The sequence below is a fragment of the Thermococcus coalescens genome (assembly GCF_055392585.1).
In genome coordinates, this window is the sequence record NZ_AP043764.1 from 494,357 (window position 1) to 516,904 (window position 22,548).

The 22,548-nt window shown below is 55.5% G+C and carries 18 protein-coding genes; 10 read left to right on the plus strand and 8 right to left on the minus strand.

Annotated elements, in window-relative coordinates; genetic code table 11:
- The first annotated feature begins 104 nt into the window (after positions 1 to 104).
- Complete coding sequence (locus tag ACZ5M3_RS02895; RefSeq protein WP_464841061.1) at positions 105 to 1,241, plus strand: iron-containing alcohol dehydrogenase; 1,137 nt, start codon at positions 105 to 107, stop codon at positions 1,239 to 1,241.
- An 8-nt stretch (positions 1,242 to 1,249) separates the two neighbouring features.
- Here the strand turns inward: ACZ5M3_RS02895 and ACZ5M3_RS02900 are convergent, their stop codons facing one another.
- Positions 1,250 to 2,728, minus strand: a complete 1,479-nt coding sequence (locus ACZ5M3_RS02900) for an MFS transporter (protein ID WP_464840198.1) — start codon at positions 2,726 to 2,728, stop codon at positions 1,250 to 1,252.
- 84 nt (positions 2,729 to 2,812) lie between these two features.
- Here ACZ5M3_RS02900 and ACZ5M3_RS02905 point away from each other — a divergent pair, with 84 nt between their 5' ends.
- Positions 2,813 to 5,599, plus strand: a complete 2,787-nt coding sequence (locus ACZ5M3_RS02905) for a DEAD/DEAH box helicase (protein WP_464840199.1) — start codon at positions 2,813 to 2,815, stop codon at positions 5,597 to 5,599.
- Positions 5,600 to 5,671: 72 nt separating this feature from the next.
- Here the strand turns inward: ACZ5M3_RS02905 and ACZ5M3_RS02910 are convergent, their stop codons facing one another.
- Together ACZ5M3_RS02910 and ACZ5M3_RS02915 are read right to left on the minus strand one after the other, a co-directional pair.
- Positions 5,672 to 5,989, minus strand: coding sequence for a hypothetical protein (locus tag ACZ5M3_RS02910; RefSeq protein ID WP_464840200.1), 318 nt, complete (start codon positions 5,987 to 5,989; stop codon positions 5,672 to 5,674).
- Positions 5,989 to 6,408: a hypothetical protein gene (locus ACZ5M3_RS02915; RefSeq protein WP_464840201.1), complete on the minus strand. Its 420-nt coding sequence runs from the start codon at positions 6,406 to 6,408 to the stop codon at positions 5,989 to 5,991. Before ACZ5M3_RS02915 ends, ACZ5M3_RS02910 begins: the two co-directional genes overlap by 1 nt.
- 81 nt (positions 6,409 to 6,489) lie before the next feature.
- Between ACZ5M3_RS02915 and ACZ5M3_RS02920 the strand changes: the two genes are divergently transcribed.
- A complete protein-coding gene (locus ACZ5M3_RS02920; protein WP_464840202.1) occupies positions 6,490 to 6,618 on the plus strand; it encodes a hypothetical protein in 129 nt (42 codons plus the stop codon).
- Positions 6,619 to 6,724: 106 nt separating this feature from the next.
- Here the strand turns inward: ACZ5M3_RS02920 and ACZ5M3_RS02925 are convergent, their stop codons facing one another.
- Both ACZ5M3_RS02925 and ACZ5M3_RS02930 read right to left on the minus strand, forming a co-directional pair.
- Positions 6,725 to 7,789, minus strand: a complete 1,065-nt coding sequence (locus ACZ5M3_RS02925) for an AAA family ATPase (protein WP_464840203.1) — start codon at positions 7,787 to 7,789, stop codon at positions 6,725 to 6,727.
- 49 nt (positions 7,790 to 7,838) lie between these two features.
- On the minus strand, positions 7,839 to 8,891 hold the full coding sequence (locus tag ACZ5M3_RS02930; protein WP_464841063.1) for a M20/M25/M40 family metallo-hydrolase: 1,053 nt from the start codon (positions 8,889 to 8,891) through the stop codon (positions 7,839 to 7,841).
- A 117-nt stretch (positions 8,892 to 9,008) separates the two neighbouring features.
- Between ACZ5M3_RS02930 and ACZ5M3_RS02935 the strand changes: the two genes are divergently transcribed.
- The 5 genes from ACZ5M3_RS02935 (at position 9,009) to ACZ5M3_RS02955 (ending at position 18,118) form a co-directional block, all read left to right on the plus strand.
- On the plus strand, positions 9,009 to 9,179 hold the full coding sequence (locus tag ACZ5M3_RS02935) for a hypothetical protein (protein WP_464840204.1): 171 nt from the start codon (positions 9,009 to 9,011) through the stop codon (positions 9,177 to 9,179).
- Positions 9,176 to 14,695: a NosD domain-containing protein gene (locus tag ACZ5M3_RS02940; protein ID WP_464840205.1), complete on the plus strand. Its 5,520-nt coding sequence runs from the start codon at positions 9,176 to 9,178 to the stop codon at positions 14,693 to 14,695. The genes ACZ5M3_RS02935 and ACZ5M3_RS02940 overlap by 4 nt, the downstream gene beginning before the upstream one ends.
- A gap of 78 nt (positions 14,696 to 14,773) precedes the next feature.
- Entirely contained in the window at positions 14,774 to 17,059 is a 2,286-nt protein-coding gene (locus ACZ5M3_RS02945) for a tetratricopeptide repeat protein (RefSeq protein WP_464840206.1), read from the plus strand.
- 94 nt (positions 17,060 to 17,153) lie between these two features.
- The gene (locus ACZ5M3_RS02950) at positions 17,154 to 17,873 is read left to right on the plus strand and encodes an MBL fold metallo-hydrolase (RefSeq protein ID WP_464840207.1); all 720 of its coding nucleotides are present in this window, start codon (positions 17,154 to 17,156) and stop codon (positions 17,871 to 17,873) included.
- On the plus strand, positions 17,873 to 18,118 hold the full coding sequence (locus tag ACZ5M3_RS02955) for a DUF504 domain-containing protein (RefSeq protein WP_464840208.1): 246 nt from the start codon (positions 17,873 to 17,875) through the stop codon (positions 18,116 to 18,118). The genes ACZ5M3_RS02950 and ACZ5M3_RS02955 overlap by 1 nt, the downstream gene beginning before the upstream one ends.
- Here the strand turns inward: ACZ5M3_RS02955 and ACZ5M3_RS02960 are convergent, their stop codons facing one another.
- Entirely contained in the window at positions 18,119 to 19,051 is a 933-nt protein-coding gene (locus ACZ5M3_RS02960; RefSeq protein ID WP_464840209.1) for a DUF835 domain-containing protein, read from the minus strand. It lies immediately after the preceding gene.
- A gap of 114 nt (positions 19,052 to 19,165) precedes the next feature.
- Between ACZ5M3_RS02960 and ACZ5M3_RS02965 the strand changes: the two genes are divergently transcribed.
- Positions 19,166 to 19,924 carry a YchF/TatD family DNA exonuclease gene (locus ACZ5M3_RS02965; RefSeq protein WP_464840210.1) on the plus strand — a complete coding sequence of 253 codons (759 nt, stop codon included), beginning with the start codon at positions 19,166 to 19,168 and terminating at the stop codon, positions 19,922 to 19,924.
- Positions 19,925 to 19,941: 17 nt separating this feature from the next.
- Positions 19,942 to 20,247 carry a DUF3216 domain-containing protein gene (locus tag ACZ5M3_RS02970; RefSeq protein WP_464840211.1) on the plus strand — a complete coding sequence of 102 codons (306 nt, stop codon included), beginning with the start codon at positions 19,942 to 19,944 and terminating at the stop codon, positions 20,245 to 20,247.
- A 2-nt stretch (positions 20,248 to 20,249) separates the two neighbouring features.
- Here the strand turns inward: ACZ5M3_RS02970 and dapA are convergent, their stop codons facing one another.
- Together dapA and ACZ5M3_RS02980 are read right to left on the minus strand one after the other, a co-directional pair.
- Complete coding sequence (gene dapA / locus ACZ5M3_RS02975) at positions 20,250 to 21,137, minus strand: 4-hydroxy-tetrahydrodipicolinate synthase (RefSeq protein WP_464840212.1); 888 nt, start codon at positions 21,135 to 21,137, stop codon at positions 20,250 to 20,252.
- Positions 21,138 to 21,324: 187 nt separating this feature from the next.
- On the minus strand, positions 21,325 to 22,497 hold the full coding sequence (locus ACZ5M3_RS02980; protein WP_464840213.1) for an ATP-binding protein: 1,173 nt from the start codon (positions 22,495 to 22,497) through the stop codon (positions 21,325 to 21,327).
- Between the last annotated feature and the right edge of the window lie 51 nt (positions 22,498 to 22,548).

Consider the following 22,548-nt stretch of genomic DNA (forward strand, 5'->3'; position numbering starts at 1 on the left):
AAGGCGAGGATTAAAGAGTTTCTCTACCGAAAGGTTTCGAACTTGAGGTTAACCCGGCCGAGAACGTTAAAAGCCCACCCGCCCAATCTTAACCGGTGGTGGAGATGTTCTGGCTGAAGACGAGACTCATCGAGGGCGAGGGCTCCCTCGGAAGGCTCTCCAGGGAAGTGAGGGGGCACGAGCGCGTTCTTATCCTGGCCTCCCGTTCGATGAAGAGGCACGGCTTCCTGAGCGAGGCCGAGGACTACGTGAGGGAGGCCGGCGCGGAGGTCTTTTCGATAGCCGGCCTTCCGGCGGAGCCGAGCGTTGAGGTCATAGAGGAGTTCCTGCCCAAAGTGAGGGAGTTCGGGCCCGACCTTCTGGTGGCCATGGGAGGGGGCAGTGTCATCGACACGACCAAGGCGCTGAAGGTCTTCTACGATGCTCCTGAGCTCGTTTTTGAGGAGATAGCCTTCATAGACAGGTTTTCGAAGCCGAAGCCTGTTCCAAAGCTGAGGACAAGGCTAATAGCGATACCCTCGACGAGCGGTGCGGGGAGCGAGATTTCGGGGGCGAGCGTGCTGAAGAAGGGCGGTGTCAAATACAACATAGTCACGCCGGAGATAGCGCCCGACGTGGCCATCCTCGACCCCCGGCTGCCGAGGACAATGCCCGCTGAAGTCGCGAGGAACTCGGGCCTTGACGTCCTCGTTCACGGAATAGAGGCCTACACAACCAAGGTTGCCGGCCCATTCAGCGACGCCATGGCGATTAAGGCGATAAAGACGGTTTACAGGTGGCTCCCGCCCTCGGTCAAGGGCGATGAGGGGGCAAGGGCGAGGGTCCACTACGCGGCGACGATGGCAGGGATAGCGTTCCTCAACGCGCGTCTCGGCCTCTGCCACGCGATGAGCCACAAGGCGGCGTGGATTGGCCCGCACGGACTCCTCAACGCGATATTTCTTCCCTACGTGATGGAGTTCAACGCCGAGAGGAGCGACTACGCGAGGAAGAGGTACGCGGAAATAGCGAGAGAGCTTGGCTTCCAGACGGCCAAAGACCTAATTGAAGTCGTTAAAGAACTCAACGAGATGCTCGGCGTCCCGGCTTTGAATGAACTCGTCGACGAGGAGACCTTCGTCTCGAAGGTGGAGGAGATGGCGGATAAGGCCTACCGCGACGGGCTTATAGCTTTTAACCCGGTCGAACCGAAGCCCGAGGAAATAAGGGAGCTGTACCTGAGGGCATACAGGGGAGAATGAAAAAGAAATCAACCGACGGTTATTTCTCTTTCTCCCTCATTTTCGACCTCGTGTATCCTGCCGCCCTTCATGACCTCCACGATGGCCAGGCTTAGCAGTGCAAGGAAGAGGTATACGAGCGCCGAAGTGCCGAAGAGCACCTCGTAGGCCTTCTCCGTTGGGATTTTGATCGATATCGGCATCCCTTGAATCCTGAGGAGTGTGTAGTAGGTGCTCATCACCGTTCCCGCTATTGCCGGGCCCCAGGTCGAGCCGAAGTTCCTGAAGAGGCTGTTAGAGCCCGTTGCTATTCCCATGACCCTCGGCGGGACGGAAAAGACGAGCACGTTGATGAGGGAGATGTTCAGGAGGGTTATTCCCGTGCCGACGATGGTTATCATCGTGACGTACTGCGGCAGTGAGAGCGTCGTCGCGTACTTCGACATGAATGCCAGCCCCGCGGCGGCCGTGAGGGCACCGGTCAGTGCTACTGGCTTCGCACCCGTCTTCGGCATGAGCCTTCCTGCCAGCGGGGCAACGATGAGCATCGCCAGCGCCTGAGGGGTCATGAGCAGGCCGCTCTGGAGTATCGTCTTGCCAAAGCCGTACGGTGAGGGCATCTGGAAGATGTAGGTGTTCGCCTGGCTCATCATGGATATTCCGAAGGCGGCGAACATTATGCCGAGGTTCACTATGGCAGGATTTCTGGAAGATATTATGTCAAGTGGAATCAGCGGGTTCTCGACCCTTCTCTCCCAGAGGGCGAGCAGAGCCACACCCACGATTCCTACCCCGAACAGGATCAGTGTTTCCGCAGCGGTCCAGCCGATGTTGGGTGCCCTCGTAACGCCGACGAGCAGGGGCACGACTGCAAGGGCCAGGAGGAACGCACCGGCCCAGTCAACCTTTCCGGGGTTGATGTAGCGGCTCTCGCGGAGGATTTTCCAGGCAAGGATGAACATGAGAACCGCGAAGGGTGCCGCCGAGTGGTAGGTCCAGCGCCAGCCGTAGTTCTGCGTAACCCATGCACCGAGCGGCAGGGCGATGACCATGCCGACGCCGAACATCGCGCTTATCATCCCCTGAACCTGGGGAACCATGCTCGGCGGGAACTCCTCACGGACGAGGCTGAATGCCAGCGGGAAGATGGCCATTCCAAAGCCCTGAATTCCCCTGGTCACTAGGAGCCACCGGAAGCTCGGCGCGAAGCCGTTCAGGATGACGCCGAGCGTGTAGAATCCTAGGGCAACGAGAAACATCCTCTTCTTCCCGTACATGTCGCCGAGCTTGCCGAAGAGGGCGACGCTGACCGTTCCGACGAGGAGGTAAATGGTGAGAACCCAGCTCACGTCATTGGGGTTTATCGCGAACTCCTTCTGGATCGTTGGCAGAGCTGGAGTGAGCATCGCCTCGGTGTACATCACGAGGAGCGGCAGGATGACCACTACCAGCATTGCCCTCTTGGCGTAAGTCATGTCATAGGTTCCATTATTCCTGGCACCGTTCATATTCTATCACCGATATATCGAGAGATATATCGTTTTATAAAGTTAGCGATTAGGGTTATAAGCGGACTGGAAGAAGTTCCAACCATGCACCCCCTCCTCAAAAAAGCCATCAAAGAGCGCTTCAGAAGGCTCAACGAGGTTCAGACGGAGGCATTCCGCGGAGTTAGTTCAGGAAAGAGCGTCCTTATCATAGCCCCGACCGGCTCCGGAAAGACGGAGGCCGCTGTTCTGCCCGTCTTCAACGAAATCCTTGAGGCGGGACTAAAACCGATTTCCGCCCTCTACATCACACCGCTCAAGGCCCTCAACAGGGATCTGCTTGAGAGGCTGGAGTGGTGGGGTCGAAAGCTCGGAATAAGCGTTGAGGTGAGGCACGGCGATACCTCATCCTACAGAAAGGCGAAGCAGGTAAAGAACCCGCCTCAGATGCTGATAATAACCCCTGAAACGCTTGGCGTGATTCTGACGGTAAAATCCCTCCGGAAGCACCTTGAAAACGTGAAGTTCGTCATCGTGGATGAGATAGCCGAGCTGGTGGACAACAAGCGCGGCGCCCAGCTCCTCCTCAACCTCGAAAGGCTGGAAGAGATAGCCGACTTCAAAAGGATAGGCATGACCGCAACGGTCGGCAACGAGGGGGAAGTGCGGGAGTGGCTGAAGGCGGACGTCATAGTGAAGCCGAGCTGGAGGAAGAGCTACCGCTTCCACGTGCTATACCCAGAGCCCGGCGAGGAGGACATGGAGCTGGCCAGAGAGCTGAGCCTCTCCCCCGAGATAGCGGCTCGCTTAAGGCTCCTCTGGGAGATAGTTGAAAAGCATGGAAGAGCCCTCATATTCACGAACACGAGACAGTTTGCCGAGATTCTGGCGCACAGGCTGAAGGCCTGGGGCAAGCCGGTGGAGGTTCACCACGGCTCGCTTTCGAGGGAGGCGCGCGTTAGAGCGGAGAGGGCCCTCAAGGAGGGCAAAATCAAGGCGCTAATCTGCACGTCCTCGATGGAGCTGGGCATAGACATAGGTGACGTTGATGTTGTGATTCAGTATATGAGCCCGAGGCAGGTGAACAGGCTCGTCCAGCGCGTCGGGAGGGCGAAGCACCGGATAGGCGAGGTGAGCGAGGGCTACGTCATAACCTCCAACGTCGAGGACTACCTCCAGAGCCTCATCATAGCGAAGCACGCCCTTGAGGGACGGTTTGAGGCTGTCGAGCCGATGGGCGGCCTCGATGTTCTTGCACATTTCATAGTCGGTCTGCTCATTGAGTACAAGAGACTTCCGCGCGAGAGACCCTACGAGATAGCGAAGAGGGCATACGTTTACAGAGAGCTGAGCTGGGAGGACTACCTCGACGTTCTTCGTGTCCTTGAAGAGGCCAGGTTAATCGGCTACGACGATGGGAAAGACCTCCTCTACCTGCGGAGGGGTGCCTTCCAGTACTACTACGAGAACCTCTCGACAATTCCGGACGAGGTCTCGTGGAGGGTCTTCGACGCTGGAAGTGGCCACATTATAGGAAGGCTCGACGAGAGGTTCGTGATGGATCTTGAGGAGGGCATGGACTTCGTAATGAACGGGCGGAGCTGGATAGTGCTTGAAATTGACGACGAGGCGAGACTTTTGAAGGTGCGTGAAAGCAGAAGCCTCGAAAGCGCGATACCGAGCTGGGAGGGCGAGATGATTCCGGTTCCGTTCAGCGTTGCCCTCGACGTCGGCAGGCTGAAGAGGGAGCTGGCCTTTGACTTCGGGAAGGCCAGGGGGCTTTTGGAGGGGGTCGAGTTCAGCGAGGAGGAGCTTAGGAGGGCATTCAAGGAGATAAAGGGCGAGCCTTTCTCGACGGATCGGGATATTGTCGTGGAGAGCACGCCGAAGGCGCTCGTTATACACGCCGATTTCGGGAACAGGACCAACGAGGCTTTGGGGCGGCTCGTGCACTCCTTCCTTATCCTCCGCTACGGGAGGGTTTTCTCGGTTCGCTCCCAGGCCCACGCCGTTGTGTTTAAAACCCCGTTCCAGCTGAACCCGGAGGAAGTCAAACGCTACCTCTACCGGGAGCCCGATAGCCTTGAGTTCATAGTCTCCCGCGCTCTGCGGGATTCGCACGCCTACCGGTGGCGCATGCTGAACGTGGCGAAGCGCTTCGGGGCTTTGAGGAGGGACGCCAAGATAAGGAGAATAGACAGGCTCTTTGAGGGGACTGTCATCGAAAGGGAAACCCTCAACGAGCTGTACCACGACAAGGTGGACGTAAGAAAGGGCGAGCTCGTTCTTGAGACGCTCAAGAGGGGAAGCATGAGGGTGAAAACTGCCCTTAGGAGTAAACCATCGACGCTGGCGAGGCTCAACATGACGGTAACAGGCGAATTCCTGCTCTCCGGCGTTCTTGAGAGGGACGAGATACTGGAGCTGTTCAGGAACAGGCTCCTTGAGCACGAGGTCGTTCTGGTCTGCACCAACTGCGGCTGGCACTCGAAGACCAGGGTTTCCCGCCTGAGGAGCATCCGGAAAAGGGAGTGTCCGCGCTGCGGCTCAAAGATGCTTGCCGTTGCCCACCCGATAGATGCGGGAGAGTTCCTGCCGGTGCTTGAGAAGGTTCGCCACGGAAAGCCGCTGGAGAGGAAGGAGGAGAGCGCCTACAGGAAGCTTCTGAAGGCGGCCGATCTGGTAGACGCCTACGGCTTCGAGGCGGTTTTGGCGCTGGCCAGTTATGGCACAGGCCCGGACACCGCCGCGAGGATTCTAAGCCAGTACAGGGGGGACGCGCTGCTGGTGGCTCTCATGGAGCGCGAGAGAACCTTTATACGCACGAGGCGGTTCTGGGTGGATAGGAAGGGTGAGGAGAACGGTGGCAGAAAAGAGAGCAGTAATACATAGCAAGGAGTTAGAGCAAAATCGTCACACTCACCACCCCACGAGCCAATAGAGCCTATGGATAGGAGGATAGAGTCACGGCTTCCCGAACAGTATTGCCGCGGTGGCCGCCCCGATGAGCCACAGCAAGATCGGATCCGCCAGCGCCGTCGTGTAGACCTTCACCCCTTCCTTCTCCAGCCTGTACAGCTCCACAAGCCTCTTGAGGCCGAGCCAGAAGAAGTAGCCCACTAGGCCGAGCCTCACCGCGAGCATCATGACGTCGACCCAGAAGGCCTGCTGGAACCACGCCGAGAGGTGCCTCAGCCCCTCGCTGAGCCCGAGCCCAAAGAGGAAGGCCAGGAGCATGTCGATGGCGCAGTTTTCGTACCACTTCTTCTTGCACTGGGCCATCACTCGCCCCTCCTCGCCAGCTCTTTCCTCAGCTCCATCTCCATCTCGAGCACCATCCCCATGAAGATGTGCATGTCATTGCCGCAAATCCTGGCAACGTCATGAACCACTTCAGGGTATACTTTCAGCCCATAGGGCTTGCCGTCGATGATGGCCACGAGGTCCCCCTCGACAAGGTAGGCCTCTCGCTGGTCGAGGTAGTGTAGGAGCTGGAGGAGCTTCCGTTTGACCCACTCAAAGGGCATTGGTTGGGCGTAGGTCTCGGAGAGAGCGAAGACCACCCTATCGAGGTCTTCAGGGAAGTGTGCGAGCACCTCACTCTCGCCGGTCTTGGGGTAGACGGCGTAGAGGCCAGTTGGCCCAAGAGCCACAACGACGGGCATAACGTCCGACAGTTGTTTTCCGGCCCCAGTTTCCATATGGCCACCTCCTTTTTGTTTTGGATAAGGAAAATAAAAAGTTGACACGGCAAAAGCGGTTTTTGTGTTGGGGTTTTGGGGGTGGATAAAAAGGCAAATGGAAAAGAGGATAATGGTTTTTGTGGTGTTGGTGTTTGGGTGTATGTTGGTCTTCATACTATAGCTATATGGCCGAAAAAATACAAAATTTTTGCAAGCACGTATGTTTGAACAGGCGGTTTAGAGGTTCATGAACACCGCCAAAAAGCAAAAACAGGACAGGCACCGGGATCAAATTCTTTGCCTTTGCAAGTGTCTCACCAGTTACTGGTGGGGGTCACTTAAACGCCAGTTCAACGAGCGGGTCGGGTATGAAGTATCCATCGATCGTTTTTTCGAGGTAGCCGTAGCGGACGAGATTGCTGAGGATGTTGGAGAAGTTTTTGTCGTCTAGCCTTTTGCCTTCAAGGAGTTCGACGGCCTCTTTTATCTCCTTCCACCTGTGCCTGCCGTTGGCGACCGCCCTCATGGCGAGTTCATAGCGGAGAGAGAGCTCTTTGAGCTTCGAGAACTCGCTCAGAATTAATTTCTTGGCGTCGCCCTTCAATTTTCTGATGGCTTCCCCGTGAGAGAGGCCGAGATAGCGGTTGTAGCCGTAGAGGGTCAGCCAACCGACTATTCCGTCGAGCTCGTCCACAGCCTCTTCAATTTCCTGCTCTGGAACATCAAGCTCGATCTCCTCAAAGCCCTTCCTGAGAAAATCAATGCTCTGGCTTCTCTCAAACCTTTTGAGTTTTACTTCAATATGGGCCCTGCCGAAGAGCGCCGATTCGGGATCGTGGAGGCGGAGGAAGTCCTCCAGAAGGCCGACTTCCGAGCCGGTCAGGATAAATCCAACGTTCTGGAGCTCGTCAACCGCCCACGCTATCAGCTCGGCGTAACGGGAGCGGGAGAAGCGCAGGTACTGGGCCTCGTCTATGGCAATTACGAACCTTTCTCCCATGGAGTCGATCCGCTCAAGAACCTTGAAGAGGTTTACACTACCCTCAACACGGATTTCAAGGCCCACTCCTGCCAGGCGAACCCCTTTAATGCCCTTTAAAGCCTCCCTCACTCTCTCACGGGTTGATGTCTTAACGTATCCCTCAAGAATCAGCTTTGCCAGGGCACTTCCTGGGACGCTTCCGAAGGCGGAATACACCTTCCTGGCGTCTATCTTGACGCTTTTAACGGGAACCTCGCTGAGTGACACGTTGAGGAGCGAGCTTTTTCCGAGACGCCTTATTCCGAGCAAGACGATGAGAGGGACGCCTTTATTGAGTGAACTCTCCAAAATTGAGAGCTCCCCCTCACGGTCGTAGAGTTCATCCCTCCGGGTTTTGGGTCGTGGATTGAATAGCATTACCCCCCACCAGTTACTGGTGGGGGGTCAGCATTAATAAGCCTTGCCTTCACTCGCCACCATAAACCTCGTTGAGAACCTTGAGGAACTCGCTCGCGGTGACAACGTCCCTGACGTCGATGTGCTCGTTCTTGGTGTGCGAGATGTCGAGGTTGCCGGGCCCGAAGACTATCGTCCTCGTGCCGTTGTACATGAAGTTTATCGCGTCCGTCCAGCTCCGCATTCCGCCGAACTCGTCTATGTCCGTTTTCTCCATCGCCTTTTTGGCAAGCTGGACAATCTCCTCGTCCGGCTCGAGCTCGTAGCCGTCCCATATCTCCGTGTACTCGTACTTCAGCGTGTACTCGTCAAATATCGGGTCGAGGAGGTCAAGTATGTCCTCAACTTCCTGGTTCGGGAGGAGTCGCGCCTCGAGGCGGCCTTTGCAGAGGGCTGGAATGAGGTAAACGGGGTTCTCGCAGATTAGCTCCTGTATTCCAATGTGCGGGTCGAAGTACTTGCCCTTCTGCCTGAAGGGTTCGAGCTTCTTCATCTCCTCCAGCATCTTGTAGGTCTCCTCGATGGCGTTGACGCCGCTCTCGGGGCACGCTCCATGCGCCTCCTTCCCGTCGACCTCGAAGTAGGCCTCGATGTTGCCGGCGTGGGCGATGTGGACTTCGAGGTCGGTCGGTTCAAGCACAACCGCCATCTTGGGCTTGTATCGCTCCATGAAGAGGGCGCTCCCTCTTCCCCCGTGCTCCTCGTCGCTGACGAAGACGACGCCGACGTTGAGATCCTTTCCCTCCTTCTTCAGGTTATCGAGCATCAGCAGCAGTGCCGCAACTCCGCCCTTTATGTCGCTCGCGCCGGTTCCGTAAACGATGTTGCCCCTCACGAAGGGCTCGGCACGAACGGGTATGGTATCAACGTGGACTTCGTAGAAGAGCTCCGCGTCCGGGTTCACAATCAGGTCTATTATCTGGCCGTCGCTCTCGATGTGAACCTCATAGTCAAGTTTGTGGAGGAATTCCATGATGTGAAGCATTATCCTGTCCTCTCTCCCAGAAGGGGATGGGATTTTCAGGAGCTGGAGGAGTATCTCCTTCGCGCGCTCGGTTTTCATTTGGCTCACCTAACTAACGTTGATTGCAGGGCTTATAAATGCTCCCTCAGGTTTGAGGATTTTTGTCAAACCCAGCCCGTAAGTAAACGGGGGACGTTTCAGATATCGGGGATAGCGATGATGCTGGACAGGATAAGTACGGAGCTCGTTGAGTTTATAGTGGAGAAGACGGGCATCAAGAAGGAGACCGTCATACGGGTTCTAAAAGCGGAAGAGGCGTTTTTTGAGCGGGAGATTGAGAAGGCGCTAAAAGGAGCTCACCCTCAGCAAGGAGGTGGTGGTTTATGAGAAAGAGTTCTGCCATCTTTCTCGTTCTGCTCCTGATTTTTGAGCTCGTAGGAATCCTCTACCCGGTCAGCGGGCAAGTGCCCTGCACCCCAGATGATCCATGCTACGTTACGAGCTGCGGCAAGCTGATAGACGGTGACTACGTCCTCGAAAGCGACATAATCGTGAGCTCCCTGGACGAGCTGATACCTCTCAGGGATCCCGATGGCAACGTCTATGCCTACACCTGCCTTCTCATAGGGAGCGGCGTTGTCCTCCATGGAAACAACAGGAAAATAGTAATGGAACCCCCGGTTGGGAGATACATCCAACAGCCAATCTCGGCCATAAGGATAAACTATGAAGGCCTTCCCTCAGTGTCAATGTACGTTATGATCGAGAACGTCATCGTGGAGGGGTGGGACATAGGTGTTGACATGGCGAGCTCAGCCGCCTTCATCTCCGGCCTGGAGATGAGGCAGATCCACGTGAGCCCATTGATGATCAGCAACCTGGTATACAACTCCACCTTCAGGAACAACCATTTTGGGGTGGCCGTTAGCGCCCACTTCACCTCAAGCGAGATATGGAGCCCCACCCCACCGCCGGGATTCCCCGAGTTCTCGGGCATAACGTTCAACAGGTTTGAGAACAACTACGTGGGCATCTGGATGAGGGACAGCCGAGACGTCTATCCCCTGGGGGATTATTTCCTGATATGGAACAACACTATCAAAAACAACACCTACGGCATATACCTGAGCTGGTCCGCTCCACCTCTGAAGCCGGAGGGCCAGTACGCCCACACCGTAAACTGGACCGGGCCCAGGATCGAAGGGAACCTCATCACGGGGAACCTCGTGGGGATAGAGGTGTTCGGCTCAAAATCCGTGAAGATATTGAGGAACACCATCGCGGGGAACTTAATGGGAATACACGCCGAAAAGGCCAGTTTAATACCTGTTCTCTATAACCAGGGCGGGAGTTCCGAGCCCGAGTACAACGAGACGCTCTGGACCGGGAGGTCGGATGAGCTGACGGTGGCATTCAACACCATAAAGGACAACGTCAGGGGAGTGTCGGTTACAGAGGCCCTTTTCCTGAACCTCGCGGGAAACGAGATACTGAACAACACCGACCTTTACGAGACCATGGAAATACCATCATCGGAGGGAAACGGGACCATAAAGGCGTACGTCATAAACAGTGGAGCATTATCCGGGTGGGGGGTCTTCCTTTACAGGGTCTCCAACTCCACCATAGCCGAAAACGAGTTCGCCGGAAACGGAATTGGTCCACTTGCAACGCTGGATTCAAACATAGACCTCCTTGACTTCACGGGTGCGCTGATAGACATCGGTGGGGAGAACAACACGATACGGGAAAACTACATCCACGACAATGCGGGCATCGGCATCTGGCTGGCATCAAAGAGCGTTCTGGAGAAAAACAGGCTTGAAAACGACTACATCTCCACCAGGTACTATGATCCATACCACGGGTACAGGTACTGGAGGGACTTCGATGTCCGCTATACTACAGTGAACGGAAAGCCCGTGGTGATGGTCAAAAACAGGAACGGATACGTTGTGGGTGAGGCATCACAGGTCTTCGTATTCAACTCCAGCAACGTGAGGATAGAGGGAATGAACCTAGAGGGCGCCAAGGCTCTCGGGATATTCATCGAGAACTCAACGGGGGTGGAGATAAAGGGGGTTACCATAAGGAACCACCTCGGAGATGGCGCGGTCTTCATCTCCCGCTCGTCGGATGTTTTGATAACCGGGGGGCTCTTCAACAGGACCATCGGACCGTTAATAGGCATTAAGGACTCAGCCGATGTTACCATAGAGGGCAACACCTTCAGCGATATAGGAGGCAGGGCGGTTCTGCTCGACAACACCACCGGGGTGATGGTTGATAACAACATCTTCGACCTGACTGCAGGCATTTCTGGCGTTGACGTTAGAAACGTCAGGATAACCGGCAACAGGATAACCCGCTCGATGCTCAGAACCTACGTTCTCGGTTACGGGGTCCGGCCGATAACCGAGGGGGAGGTGTGGCCGCTAACAGCAGGCCCGTTCACGGGCATGACCGAGATGAGTTATCACTCGGAGAGGGCTTCAATAGTGCTCGACGGCTCGGACATCACCATTGAGGGGAACGACATAAGCAATAACGTGATGAGCGGTGCCTACATACCCTCCGGTGAAAACATCGTCGTGAAGGATAACAGGATAGGGAACAACGTAGATGGTGGCCTGCTCCTCGGAATTACCGATCTAACGGCGGATGGGCCGACCCTTCGGAAGGTAAAAGTGAGCGGGAACACCTTCACGAACAACGGCCTCTCGATAATAGGAGACTTCCCATGGGTGCTCTACGACGGGAGCTCAGCCCTGTTCAACTACTACACCAAAACGCACTCCCTGCCGGTTTCCAACCTCGTTGTCAGCGGCAACACCGTGAACGGAAAGCCTCTGTTATACCTCGAAAACAGAAGGGGCGTGAAAGTTGACGATGCTGGGCAGGTCATAGCAATAAACAGCTCGATTACGGTTAACGCTAATATAACCTTCACGGACCTGGCGGTGTTTGCATTCAACTCGAACGTTACCGTGGCAGACTCCACCGTTACCGCCAGATCGGGGCTCGTCTTTCTGGCTTCAAACGTCACGATTAAGAACTCCACGGTAATTCATGGCTACGAGGGCCTGTTCACCGTCTACGATACGTGGGAGCTGGTTCCTGGAACGGTAGAGAAACCCGGGCTCATCGGAGACCCATCAAGCACACTGAAGAGTCACGGAATAGACGTTGAACTGTCCAAGCTAAGGGTGGAGAACACGACCATCAGGTATAAGCCCACGCCAGTGCCGGTTCCGTTGGATAAGGTGTACCACGAGCCGGCACGGGGCATGGGAATAACCGGAGCTTCGCTGATTTATGACGGCATGGGAGTAACAATTGAAAAGACACTCATCACAGGGGAGCACGCTGGAGTCCAGCTAAGTGTATCTGTCATAGACATCAAGGGCTCTACCTTCCGGAACAACTGGCTCGGTGCATGGATCAACGAAGTCAGGGAAATTGGAATATCAAACACGGCGTTCCTGAACTCCAGCTACTCCGCGGTTGCCATAGAGTCCCCGAGGGGGCCCGTGATAATAAACAACGTCTCGCTGATAAACGCCAAACACGGGATGCTCATCGAAGCAGGAGCAGAGCGGGTTTCAATAACCAACAGCACGATGCGCAACGTAACGTACGCGGCGGTTTCCCTCAGGGGGGAGTACACGGGAAGTATGGGCAACTTCAGGATAGAGAACAACACCTTCGAGGACGCAAACATCAGCCTGGAAATCGGCGGGGGCAGCGTGCTCGAGGTTAGAAACGTGACGATAGCACGCAACAGCTTCACCCGGGGCGGTGTGGGCATCAGACTGACCCAGACGGTAACGGGGTACGGCTCCCTGAAGTTTGCTAAGATAGAGGACAACCTGCTCGTCAACATGACCTCGGGAATCGTTATCGAGACGTCCTCGGTTGATGGGCCCGTGGTGATAAGGGACAACGTGATAAATCTAACCATGGACTCGGAGGATGGGATACGTCTATCTGGCTACAAGAGTATTCAGAACGTCATTCTGGAGGGGAACACGGTAAACGGGGCCAATACCGGGGTCAGGCTGGAAAGCAGCAGGAGCATGGTGAACGTAACTGTAAAGGACAACTCGCTGGTGGGCAACGGGGTGGGACTTTCCCTCGCAAGGATGTCCTACTGGGGCAACTACATCGTAGAGAGCGTGAAGGTCTACAACAACTACTTCGACAGCGATAAGAACGTCGAGATATTCGACATCCCGGCGGGAGGCTTTGCCTTCAACACGACCATCACCCCTGGAAGGAACATCGTGAACGGGCCCCTCATAGGCGGAAACTACTGGGGCGACTACACCGGGGAGGATAAGAACAGGGACGGCTTTGGTGATGAGCCGTACACCGTCGCGGAAGGTCTACAGGACTACCTCCCCCTCATGAAGTTCGAGCCCAGGTTAATAGCGAACACCATGTTCCCCATAATCATCAACGAACCCGGCTACTACCAGCTTGGAATCGACGGCAAAAACCTGTCCATGGAATACGCGGTGCTCATCAACGCCAGCAACGTGCTCTTCGATGGCAACGGACACAGAATAACCGGCAAGGACTGGGCGTTCTACGGTGTGAAAATGGCGAACGTCGAGAACGTGACCGTTGTAAACCTCAACCTGAGGGACTGGAAGCTGGCCGGAGTGTACGCCGAGAACGTCAGCAGACTTATGGTGCTCACCAGCGAGGTCAGCGGCGATACCGCCGAAGGAATAGACGTGAGGAACTCAAGTGTGGCATGGATCGCGTACAACCTCCTGGAGAACCTCACCGGGGACGGGGTGTACTTTGGAGGAACCTCCAGCTCCCTTATAGAGCGCAACAGCATCACCGGCGTTAACGGGGCGGGCGTTGAGCTCGACAGCGGTTCGTTAAACAACGTCATTGATTCCAACAGGGTTGAAGCGGGCGGTGTTGGAGTGTACCTTAGAGAAAGTGCCAACAACACCGTACTCAACAACGTGCTGGCTGACAACGACCTCGGCATCTACATCTTCAAGTCCTCCGGAAACATCATATACAACAACTACCTCAGCAACGCGAGAAACGCAAAGGTTTTAGGGAACGCCTCCAACTCCTGGAACACGACTAAAAGCCTCGGAAAGAACATCCTCGGGGGCAGCTACCTCGGGGGCAACTACTGGAGCGATTTTGAATGCGAGGATGAAGACTTCGACGGCATCTGCGAGGAGCCCTATGTCATAGACGAGAACAACGTTGACTACCTCCCGCTGACGGTTCCGGCAGATACGGTACCCCCGACGGTCGAGATAATCAGTCCGGAGGACAAAACCTACTACTACAACGAAACCTCCGCCACGATAGAGATAATCGTAAACGCCACCGACAACTATGGGATAAAGGAGGTAAATGCCTTAATCAACGGGGAGACCTGGGTGTCCCTGTCCAGGATTGACGGTCTTTACAGGGCGGAGGTGTCACTCCCGAGGGGTAACTACAGGATAGAGGTAGTCGCGGTGGACCTCGCGGGGAACATCGGAAAAGCCGTTGTTGAGTTCTCAATCATGCACAGTGCAGAGGTATCGGATATCATCAGGCATCAGAGGGGCGCCTTGGCCGCGAACAACCTGGTCTCCGCCATCAGAAGACTCACGTACCTGTACTACAGGTACTACCTGAGAGTTATCGAGGAGCTCAAAAAGCAGTACGGGGAGTACGGCAGCCAGCTGAACGAGAGCACGAGGAGAGAGATTGAGCAGTACATCAAGATGGCCGAGGACGAGTACACCGCTGCAATGATGCTCACGCCCTCAATCTACCAGACGGCGGACATCAGGGTTCTCACGTACATTAGGAGGGCATACCTCCACGCAAAAATGGGTCTGGAGCTGCTAAAAGAGGCGCTGGGGAAGAACCCCTAGGCCTTCATTTACTTTTTCTGCACAGCGTACAGCAAGGCTAAAATACATGAAGTGCCATCCTATTTTCCGGAGAGCTGTATGGAGCTTAAGAACCTCCTCCGCATACTGTCCAGCGAGGTGAACCTCCAGATACTGTCCCTGCTCAGCACGAGGGCAATGAACCCCCGGGAACTCGCCAAAATCCTGGGGAGGGACGAGAGCGACGTTTCCAGAAGGCTGAGGGCCCTTGAGAAGGCCGGGCTCGTGGAGGGAAGATGGAGCCGCGTCGGCGGCAAAAACGTCAGGGTGTACTCCCTGAAGGTTGAAGAACTAAAAATCCGCTTCAACCCGGGGGAGGTCAGCATCGAGGGCAGGGAAGAAGAGTACAGCATACCAATCGAGGAGGAAAGGCCGAGTGTCGGCATATTCGTCGGCAGAGAGCGGGAGATAGCACAGCTCCGAGAGAGGAGGGAGCCTTTACTGGTTGTGTACGGCATAGCGGGCATCGGAAAGACCACGCTCGTGGCGAAGGCGTTTCCCGAGGCGTTCTGGTACCACGTCACCGGGGCTGAAGGGTTGGAGCACTTCTTCTGGAGAACCGGGATGTTCCTGCACTCACTCGGCTACGGGGAACTGATAGAGTACCTCCGCTCAGGGGGAAGGGATGAAAAGACCCTCCTGGAGCTCCTGAGGGAGGGGATAGAAAAGACAAACGCAACCATAGCGGTTGACGACCTGCACCAGTGCAGCGACGAGGGCTTTTTCAGGGTTTTGAGGTTCCTGGCGGGAAGGATGGGCGGAGGGAAGGTGGTGATAACTTCCAGGGTAAAGCCCCCTTTGGGGATTGAGGGCGTTTTTTACCTTAAACTTGATGGACTCAGGCCGGAAGAGGCCTATAACCTCGCCCTCCTCCGAAAGGGTTCCGTAACGCCGGAGGAGTTCGCAGAGGCATACAGGATAACGAAGGGCCACCCACTGGCGCTCAACCTGCTCTTTGAGAGCACCCTCAAGGGAAAGAGCTGGGGGAGGGAGAACTTCTTCGAGTTCCTCTTTGATGAAGTCTACCGCTCCCTCTCAGAGGGGGAGAAAATCCTCCTGGGTGTTATGTCGCTCTTCAATGACCCCCTCGAATATGGGGCACTTAAACGGCTGTATCCAGGGAAAGGCCTCTTTCCCGCACTCCATTCGCTCCTTAACCGGGGGCTCATTGAGAGGATCGGTGAGGGCTATGTAATCCACGACCTCGTGAGGAGCTTTGCACGGGAAACTTTGGGCACTCCTCCCAAAGATTACTACATTTCCTACGCCGACTATCTCCTGGAAAAAGACTCACCGGAGGCCTTTCTAAGGGCGTTCAGGTACGTGATAAAAGCCGGAGCCAAGGACCGCTTTAAGGAGCTGACCGAAGTAAGGCTGAGGAAATTCCGTGAGGTCGTTGTCGAGTTCCCCAAGACGTACATGAGGATACTCCGTGAGGCAGGAGAAGATCCGTACGTGGAGGCGGAAAAGGCGGAGATAGAGTTCCAGAGGGGACTTTTTGAGAAGGCCGAGGAGATGTGGCTTGAGGTCAAGGATGAGCTCAGTGGAATTCAGAGGGCCAACGTCCTGACCTTCCTGGCTGACCTGTACCTTGAGAAGGAGGAGGTTGAAAAAGCGGGGAAATACCTCGAAGAGAGCAGAAAGCTCGCCGAAGAGCTCAACGATCCACTCGTCTGGCTGTGGCACGGTATGGAGGAGACCAAGTACCTCTACTTTACCAGCCGCATAGAAGAGGCCTTAAAAAGCGCCTTCAGGGAGCTCGAGTTTGCCAAGAAAGCAAAGGCCAGCCCCGACACAGAAGCTCTGATTCTCCTGCACATCGGGGACATCCTGATCACGCTTGAACGACCCAGGGAAGCCCTGAACTACTATAAGAAGGCAAAGAAGGTTTCTGAAGCTTATGGAATCAGTTTCAGGGCAAACATAGCGTATTTCGAGCTCGCAAAGGCGTATTACACCCTGAAACAGTTTGAAGAGGCATCTGAGTTTGCCAGGAAGGCCGCGGAGTATTTCCTTCGGGTGAAAAACTACCGCAGGGCCGTGGATTCAATGGCGTATCTTACCGTTTCGCTCATCGGCCTTAGGCACTTGGAGGAAGCGGAGAAGACCTCCAAGGAGATGATAAAGATAGGGCAGGCAACGGGATATCCGCTGGCATGGGCAGGCTACATATTCCTTGGAGCCATCAGCATCCTCAAAGGGGAGGACGGGAGCGAGTATTTCAGACTTGGGAATGAACACCTGAAGGACAGTCAGTGGCTTTACGATGCGATTATGAGGTCTCTCGGCAGGGTTTTTGACATCGAGATGATACCGGAAGCTTTTAAACCCGAGAACCAAGGTTAATAGGGCGATGAAGAGATTCATCCCTCCTGACGGGGACTCGCTCCCCCCGAGATGAAGAGGCGGTCCCCCCTGGAGCCCTTCTGGAGGTGAAAGAGTGAAGATCAGCTCCATCGAGGAGTTCCCGAGGGACGTAGTTCCTGTGGAGATACCAGCCCACGTCCTCATGCTCCGGGGGATAGGGTGGGACTCCAACGTTTACCTCGTGAGGGACGGAGGGGAGGTTCTCATAGTTGATACCGGCACGGGAGTAAACTGGCACGTTTACACCGAAATCTGGGAGCGGGAGGGCTATCTTGAGGGGGTTAACAGGGCCGTCATCTTCAACACCCACGAGCACTTCGACCACGTCGGGGGCAACGGGGCGGTGAAGAGATGGCTTGAAAGGAAAGGGGTCGAGGTTCTCTTCGCGGCCCACGAGACCACCGCGGGGGTCCTTGAGAGGGGAGACGACTACGTTATCCTCGCATACGCCTACGGGAGGAAGTTTGAGCCGCAGGGGGTTGACATCCATCTGAGGGATGGGGGAGGACTCAGAATCGGCTCGCTGGAGGTTCAGCTGGTGCACACCCCCGGCCATACCGCGGGAAGCTCGTGCCTCTACCTTGATGATGGCGAAACCAGGATCATGTTCACGGGCGACACTGTGTTCAAGGGCACGGTTGGGAGGACCGATCTGCCGACCGGAAACGGCTGGCAGCTCCAGGAAAGCCTTGAGAGGCTCCTTGAGTTCGAGGTGGACTTCGGCCTCCCCGGGCACGGAAGGGTCATAGAGGACTGGAGGGGCAACATCGAGGAGATACTGGGGTGGCTCTGATGAGAAAGGGCTCCGTCAAGGAGGTGCTGGCCAAGATAAAGTACGACCCGCGCGAAGACGAGCGGGATTACTACATCGTCATCGAGCACCGAGGAGCCTACGGCGATATCAAGAAAATCCCGGTTGAGATGATCGAGCTCGGGCGCGGATACTTCTTCGTGGGAGAGGCCCAGATACCGTACCACCGCATCCTGAGAGTTGTGAGGAAAGACGGGGCGGTAGTGTGGGAAACACGGAAGCTTTGATCAGGATATCTTTCTGAGTTCCGACGTCAGAAGCGCCCACTCGCGCGGACTGAACGCATCCTTAACCGCCGTTACCAGCACATATCCATCGTGGAGGAGGGCACAGTCCTTCAGATAGAGAACCACGTCCATCATGTTCTTGAAGCCCAGCTCAAGCGCCAAGTAGCCAAGATTTTGGAGAAACACCGCCCCGGTCTCGTCCCTCTCGGATGTTTCCTTCAGAAACCTGCAGAACCTTTTCTTAAGTATGGGTATCTCTTCCGGCCGAATTGAGTCCTCCACTTCCGTTTTGGTTATCCAGACCATCCTGATACCTGCCCCATCAAACATCTCAAGGAATTTTTTGGGGTTTTCCCTGACGGCCACGGAGAGCCTAACGCCGCCATTGATCAGGTCTATGAGGAAGTACTTTGCCTTGAGCTCATCCGTGAAAAGGTATCCTCCGGGTTCGAGCTTTTCGGGGAGTATCTCTTCCTCCTCGAGGGAGAGCAGGAGCTCGTACATCTTGCGGAGCGACTGGTAATGATCCTCCTCCATCGCGGCCAGGTTGAGGGCAAAGTTTCGGCTGTCCTCATCGCTGGCAACCTTTGCCAGGAGCTCGTAGGTTTTCTTCGCGAACAGCTCGCTCTCCATGCAGTACTTAAGGGCGGATATGTAATCCTCAACGCTCTGGAATTCGGGATAAAACGGGGCAACCTCAACGGGCGGAGCATCGACCTTAACCGGTTCCTCACCGGGATACATCTTCTTAAAGAGCCTGTACAGCCAGTCGTGGTGGTTCTTGCTGTCCTCGCTCATCTTCAGGAACAGTGCCTTAACGCTCGCCCTACCGGCTCTGGCCGCGAGCTTGGAGTAGTACTCCGCCTCCTCCCGCTCGTTGAATATTGCGTAGCTCAGAAGCTCCTTGGGGGATTTGTTTTTCAGGGTCTCCACAATATCACGCATGCTGCCCGGGGCATTCTCCTTGTTTTTCATATATGATGGCCTCCAGTGAGTATTCGGGCAAACAACGGAAAAGCTTTTCTATGCGTTTATGAAGGGCCAACCATGATAGACGCCCACGCCCACATCGAGATGTTCAAGGGAAAAGCTCCTGAAGTCGTTGAGGAGAGCAGGAAGCGTCTGAAGGCGGTAGTCGATTCGATAACCGAATACAAGAAGTTCCACGTCTGGAAAAGCTGGGAACTCCTGAGGCCGTACTTCGGGTTTATCTTTCCAACACTCGGCTACGCGCCCAACGAGGCTAGGAGGGGCAACTGGGAGAAGGTGAAAAGAGTGGAGGCCTTCATAAGGGAGCACGCGGGAGAGATAGCCGCCCTCGGCGAGATAGGGCTGGACTTCTACTACGCCAAAACAGAGGCGGAGAGGATAAACCAGCAGGAGATCTTCCACCACTTCCTGAACCTTGCGGTCGAGCTCGACCTCCCGGTTGTCCTCCATGCCCGCGACGCCGAGCGGGAGGTCTTTGAGGCGGTTCAGCGGGCGGGAGTGAGGGCTTACTTCCACTCCTACAGCGGGCCGAAGGAGCTCGCGCTTGAGATAGTCGAGAACAACCACATAATCGGCATCAACACGGGGATAGACTTCATCCCGGCAGTCAGGGAGGCGGCAGAGGTTCTTCCGCTTGAGAGCATCGTGGTGGAAACCGACAGCCCCTACATGAGTCCCTACAGGGGTGAGAAGAACTACCCATGGAACGTGGAGTACGCGGTTAGAAGGATAGCGGAGCTTAAGGGCGTGGAGTTCGAAGAGGTGGAGAGGGCAACTGAAAAAAACGCCGTGGAGTTTTTTGGGTTGAGGCTCTGAGGAAAGGGGGTGATGGAATGACCGTTGAGGTTCCTGAGGTTGTAGAGGTCAGGAAGCTTCTCGAAGAGCTCGACGAAAAAGCGCTCATAGCGAGGCTTGACTCATTCGTGAGGCTCAACGAGGGGTTAGAGACCAAGAAAGGCGAAGATTTCATAAAGGTCTCCATTCTGGGCTTCCTTGAGGGAACACTGGTGAGCCTGAGGAGGAAGTACCCGGAGAACAAAAAAGTTGAGGGGCTCCTGGAAAGGGTAAGCGAAAGAAGGACCGAGCTTGATGCCAGATTCAGGAAGCCCAATCCGCCGATCTTTGAAAACATGGGGTAAAATCAGAGCACTCCCGCTTCCACGAGGGCCTTCCTTATATCCTCGACTGCATCCTTTCCCAGGGGCAGAGAAGGTAGCCTCGGCCTCCCAACTCTAAGCCCCCGCATCTCCATTGCAGCCTTTATGGCGCTTATCTGGCTGTACCTCTTCACCACAACCTCGTTTATGAGGTTCACCCTCAGCTGGAGCTCCCCTGCCTTTTTGGAGTTCCCCTCCCTGAATGCCCGCCAGAGCTGGGCGCACAGTTCGGGAGCTACGTTGGCGACGGCCACCACTGCCCCGTGGGCACCCAGAACCCACGAGGGGTACATGACGTCGGCGGTTCCCGCTAAAATCGTAAACCTGTCCCCGAGCCTTCTGATAAGCTCGGCTATCCTCCCCATGCTCGCGCCGGAATCCTTGATGCCGACGATGTTGGAGTGCCCATTGGCGAGGCGCTCGATAACGTCTATCGGTATGTTCAGGCCGGCAAATTTTGGAACGTTGTAGAGCAGGATTTTCCCACCGAGCTTCTCAGCGAGAGTTGAGTAGTGGGCGAAGAGCTCCTCCGGCGAGGGCTTGAAGTAGTAGGGCGGGCCTACGAGGAGGGCATCGGCACCGAGGTCTAGGAGCGCTCTTCCGAGCCTCAGCGTTTCCCTGGTGGAGTTCCCGGTGGCTCCGGCAATTACCGGAACCTTTGATGGTGCCTCTTCCCTGACAATCTCCACGACCTTAAGCTTCTCCTCGAAGCTCAGATAGGGGAACTCCCCGTTGCTCCCGAGGGATACGAGGCCGTTTAGGCCGGTCTCGATGAAATAGCTGACAATCTCCCTGAGAACCGGCTCGTTGATGTTTTCGTTCCCCTCGAAGGGCGTTACGTGGGGGACGAAGACTCCTTCCAGCATAGGCATCAGAGAACGTTAGATGCACTACGTTAAAGCCTTTCGCCGGTGGGGATTCTGGTATTTCATTTATCATAACCGCGGGTTAACGACCGTCGAGGGTTGAACCGATGGAAGAAACCGCAATGGTGGATGAAATCAGAGCTTTCCGATCAAGATCAAGCGGGAAACGAAAATAGGGGAAGCCACGGGTTTTTCAATAAATCAGCCCGAAGAGAAACAGCGGGATCCTTCCTTTTCCTGTGGTCAAACCATCAACGGCTATGTAGTCTGGCCTCTGGTAGCGGCCCTTTCTCTCTCCACCCACTTCGATGACCCACTCGCCAACCCGGAAGTCGGCCGTTTTTTCACCCCTCTTACCCTTGAGGTAGCAGATTCCTGAGTGGCGAAGATGATTTACGAAGAACTCCTCCCTCAGTGCCCCCTTGTTCACCTCGAAGCCTTTCCTGGCGAAGAACTCCCTCAGCGGCACCGTAAGGTAGAGCTTGGGCTCCTTTCTGGAGCTTCCGCATGGGTTAACCGGGATTACAAGGCCGGCCTTTGAGAGGTCCTCCACCAGCCGTATGGCCATGTTCTTGGAAACTTCGAGTGCCCTGGCTATCCTTGAATAGTTCGCCTCGAACGGGGCGGATCTGGCGACGAGGTAGAGGAGCTTGAAGGCGTCGCTCTCGTACTTCACACTAACATCACGCAGTGCGGAGAGGTCTTCGAGGATTACCTTCCTGATGGAGTTATCTAGGGCATCGTAAAAGCCGCTCTTCGGATAGAGCACACCCCCCGCGCGCATGTACTCCCCCCAGAGTGGGTGAAGCTCAGCGTACATATTTGTCAGGTCAAACGCTTTTGAGAGTACTTCCTCTAAGGTATAGCGGGGAACGTCAAAGCCCCTCTTTATGTTGAGCCACTCCCTGAAGGAAGCCGGGGGGAGCTCCCTGAGAACGACCCTCCTCGACAGGTCGGCTCCGGCGTGAATCAGGTCTATCGCGGAGGAACCCGAGAAAAACACCCTGACCTCGTGCTCGTCGTAGAGGCTCTTCAAGTCCTCGGCCCAGCCGGGTTTCCTGTGAATCTCATCTATGAAGACGTTCCGGTATCCCATCTCAGCGAGGGCTTTCACGACTTCATAGAGGGAGAACGGCTTTATCAGAGTCGAATCAGCCGAGAAGTAAACGCTCTTCTCGGTCTCGTTGGCGATCTGCAGGAGGAGAACGGTTTTGCCGACGCCGCGGATGCCCTTAACGCCAGCGTAGTACTCTTCGTCAATGGCTTTGAGTTCATGGAAGAGAAAGCGCTTTTTTGGGAACTTCCTCGCCCACGCCATCACCCTTCTGCTCGTGGCGATGAGGGATGTGAGTACTCTCTCGTCCATGATCCAGTTTTCGAGTCAAAAGTTTATAAGTCTTGTCCTCACATGAGGACA

Coding starts and splice junctions, on each gene's coding strand:
- ACZ5M3_RS02965 (WP_464840210.1), top strand. CDS start 19,166: ATGATAGACGCCCACGCCCACATCGAGATGTTCAAGGGAAAAGCTCCT.
- ACZ5M3_RS02935 (WP_464840204.1), top strand. CDS start 9,009: ATGATGCTGGACAGGATAAGTACGGAGCTCGTTGAGTTTATAGTGGAG.
- ACZ5M3_RS02900 (WP_464840198.1), bottom strand. CDS start 2,728: ATGAACGGTGCCAGGAATAATGGAACCTATGACATGACTTACGCCAAG.
- ACZ5M3_RS02895 (WP_464841061.1), top strand. CDS start 105: ATGTTCTGGCTGAAGACGAGACTCATCGAGGGCGAGGGCTCCCTCGGA.
- ACZ5M3_RS02980 (WP_464840213.1), bottom strand. CDS start 22,497: ATGGACGAGAGAGTACTCACATCCCTCATCGCCACGAGCAGAAGGGTG.
- ACZ5M3_RS02915 (WP_464840201.1), bottom strand. CDS start 6,408: ATGGAAACTGGGGCCGGAAAACAACTGTCGGACGTTATGCCCGTCGTT.
- ACZ5M3_RS02905 (WP_464840199.1), top strand. CDS start 2,813: ATGCACCCCCTCCTCAAAAAAGCCATCAAAGAGCGCTTCAGAAGGCTC.
- ACZ5M3_RS02925 (WP_464840203.1), bottom strand. CDS start 7,789: ATGCTATTCAATCCACGACCCAAAACCCGGAGGGATGAACTCTACGAC.
- ACZ5M3_RS02945 (WP_464840206.1), top strand. CDS start 14,774: ATGGAGCTTAAGAACCTCCTCCGCATACTGTCCAGCGAGGTGAACCTC.
- dapA (WP_464840212.1), bottom strand. CDS start 21,137: ATGCCTATGCTGGAAGGAGTCTTCGTCCCCCACGTAACGCCCTTCGAG.
- ACZ5M3_RS02955 (WP_464840208.1), top strand. CDS start 17,873: ATGAGAAAGGGCTCCGTCAAGGAGGTGCTGGCCAAGATAAAGTACGAC.
- ACZ5M3_RS02970 (WP_464840211.1), top strand. CDS start 19,942: ATGACCGTTGAGGTTCCTGAGGTTGTAGAGGTCAGGAAGCTTCTCGAA.
- ACZ5M3_RS02910 (WP_464840200.1), bottom strand. CDS start 5,989: ATGGCCCAGTGCAAGAAGAAGTGGTACGAAAACTGCGCCATCGACATG.
- ACZ5M3_RS02940 (WP_464840205.1), top strand. CDS start 9,176: ATGAGAAAGAGTTCTGCCATCTTTCTCGTTCTGCTCCTGATTTTTGAG.
- ACZ5M3_RS02930 (WP_464841063.1), bottom strand. CDS start 8,891: ATGAAAACCGAGCGCGCGAAGGAGATACTCCTCCAGCTCCTGAAAATC.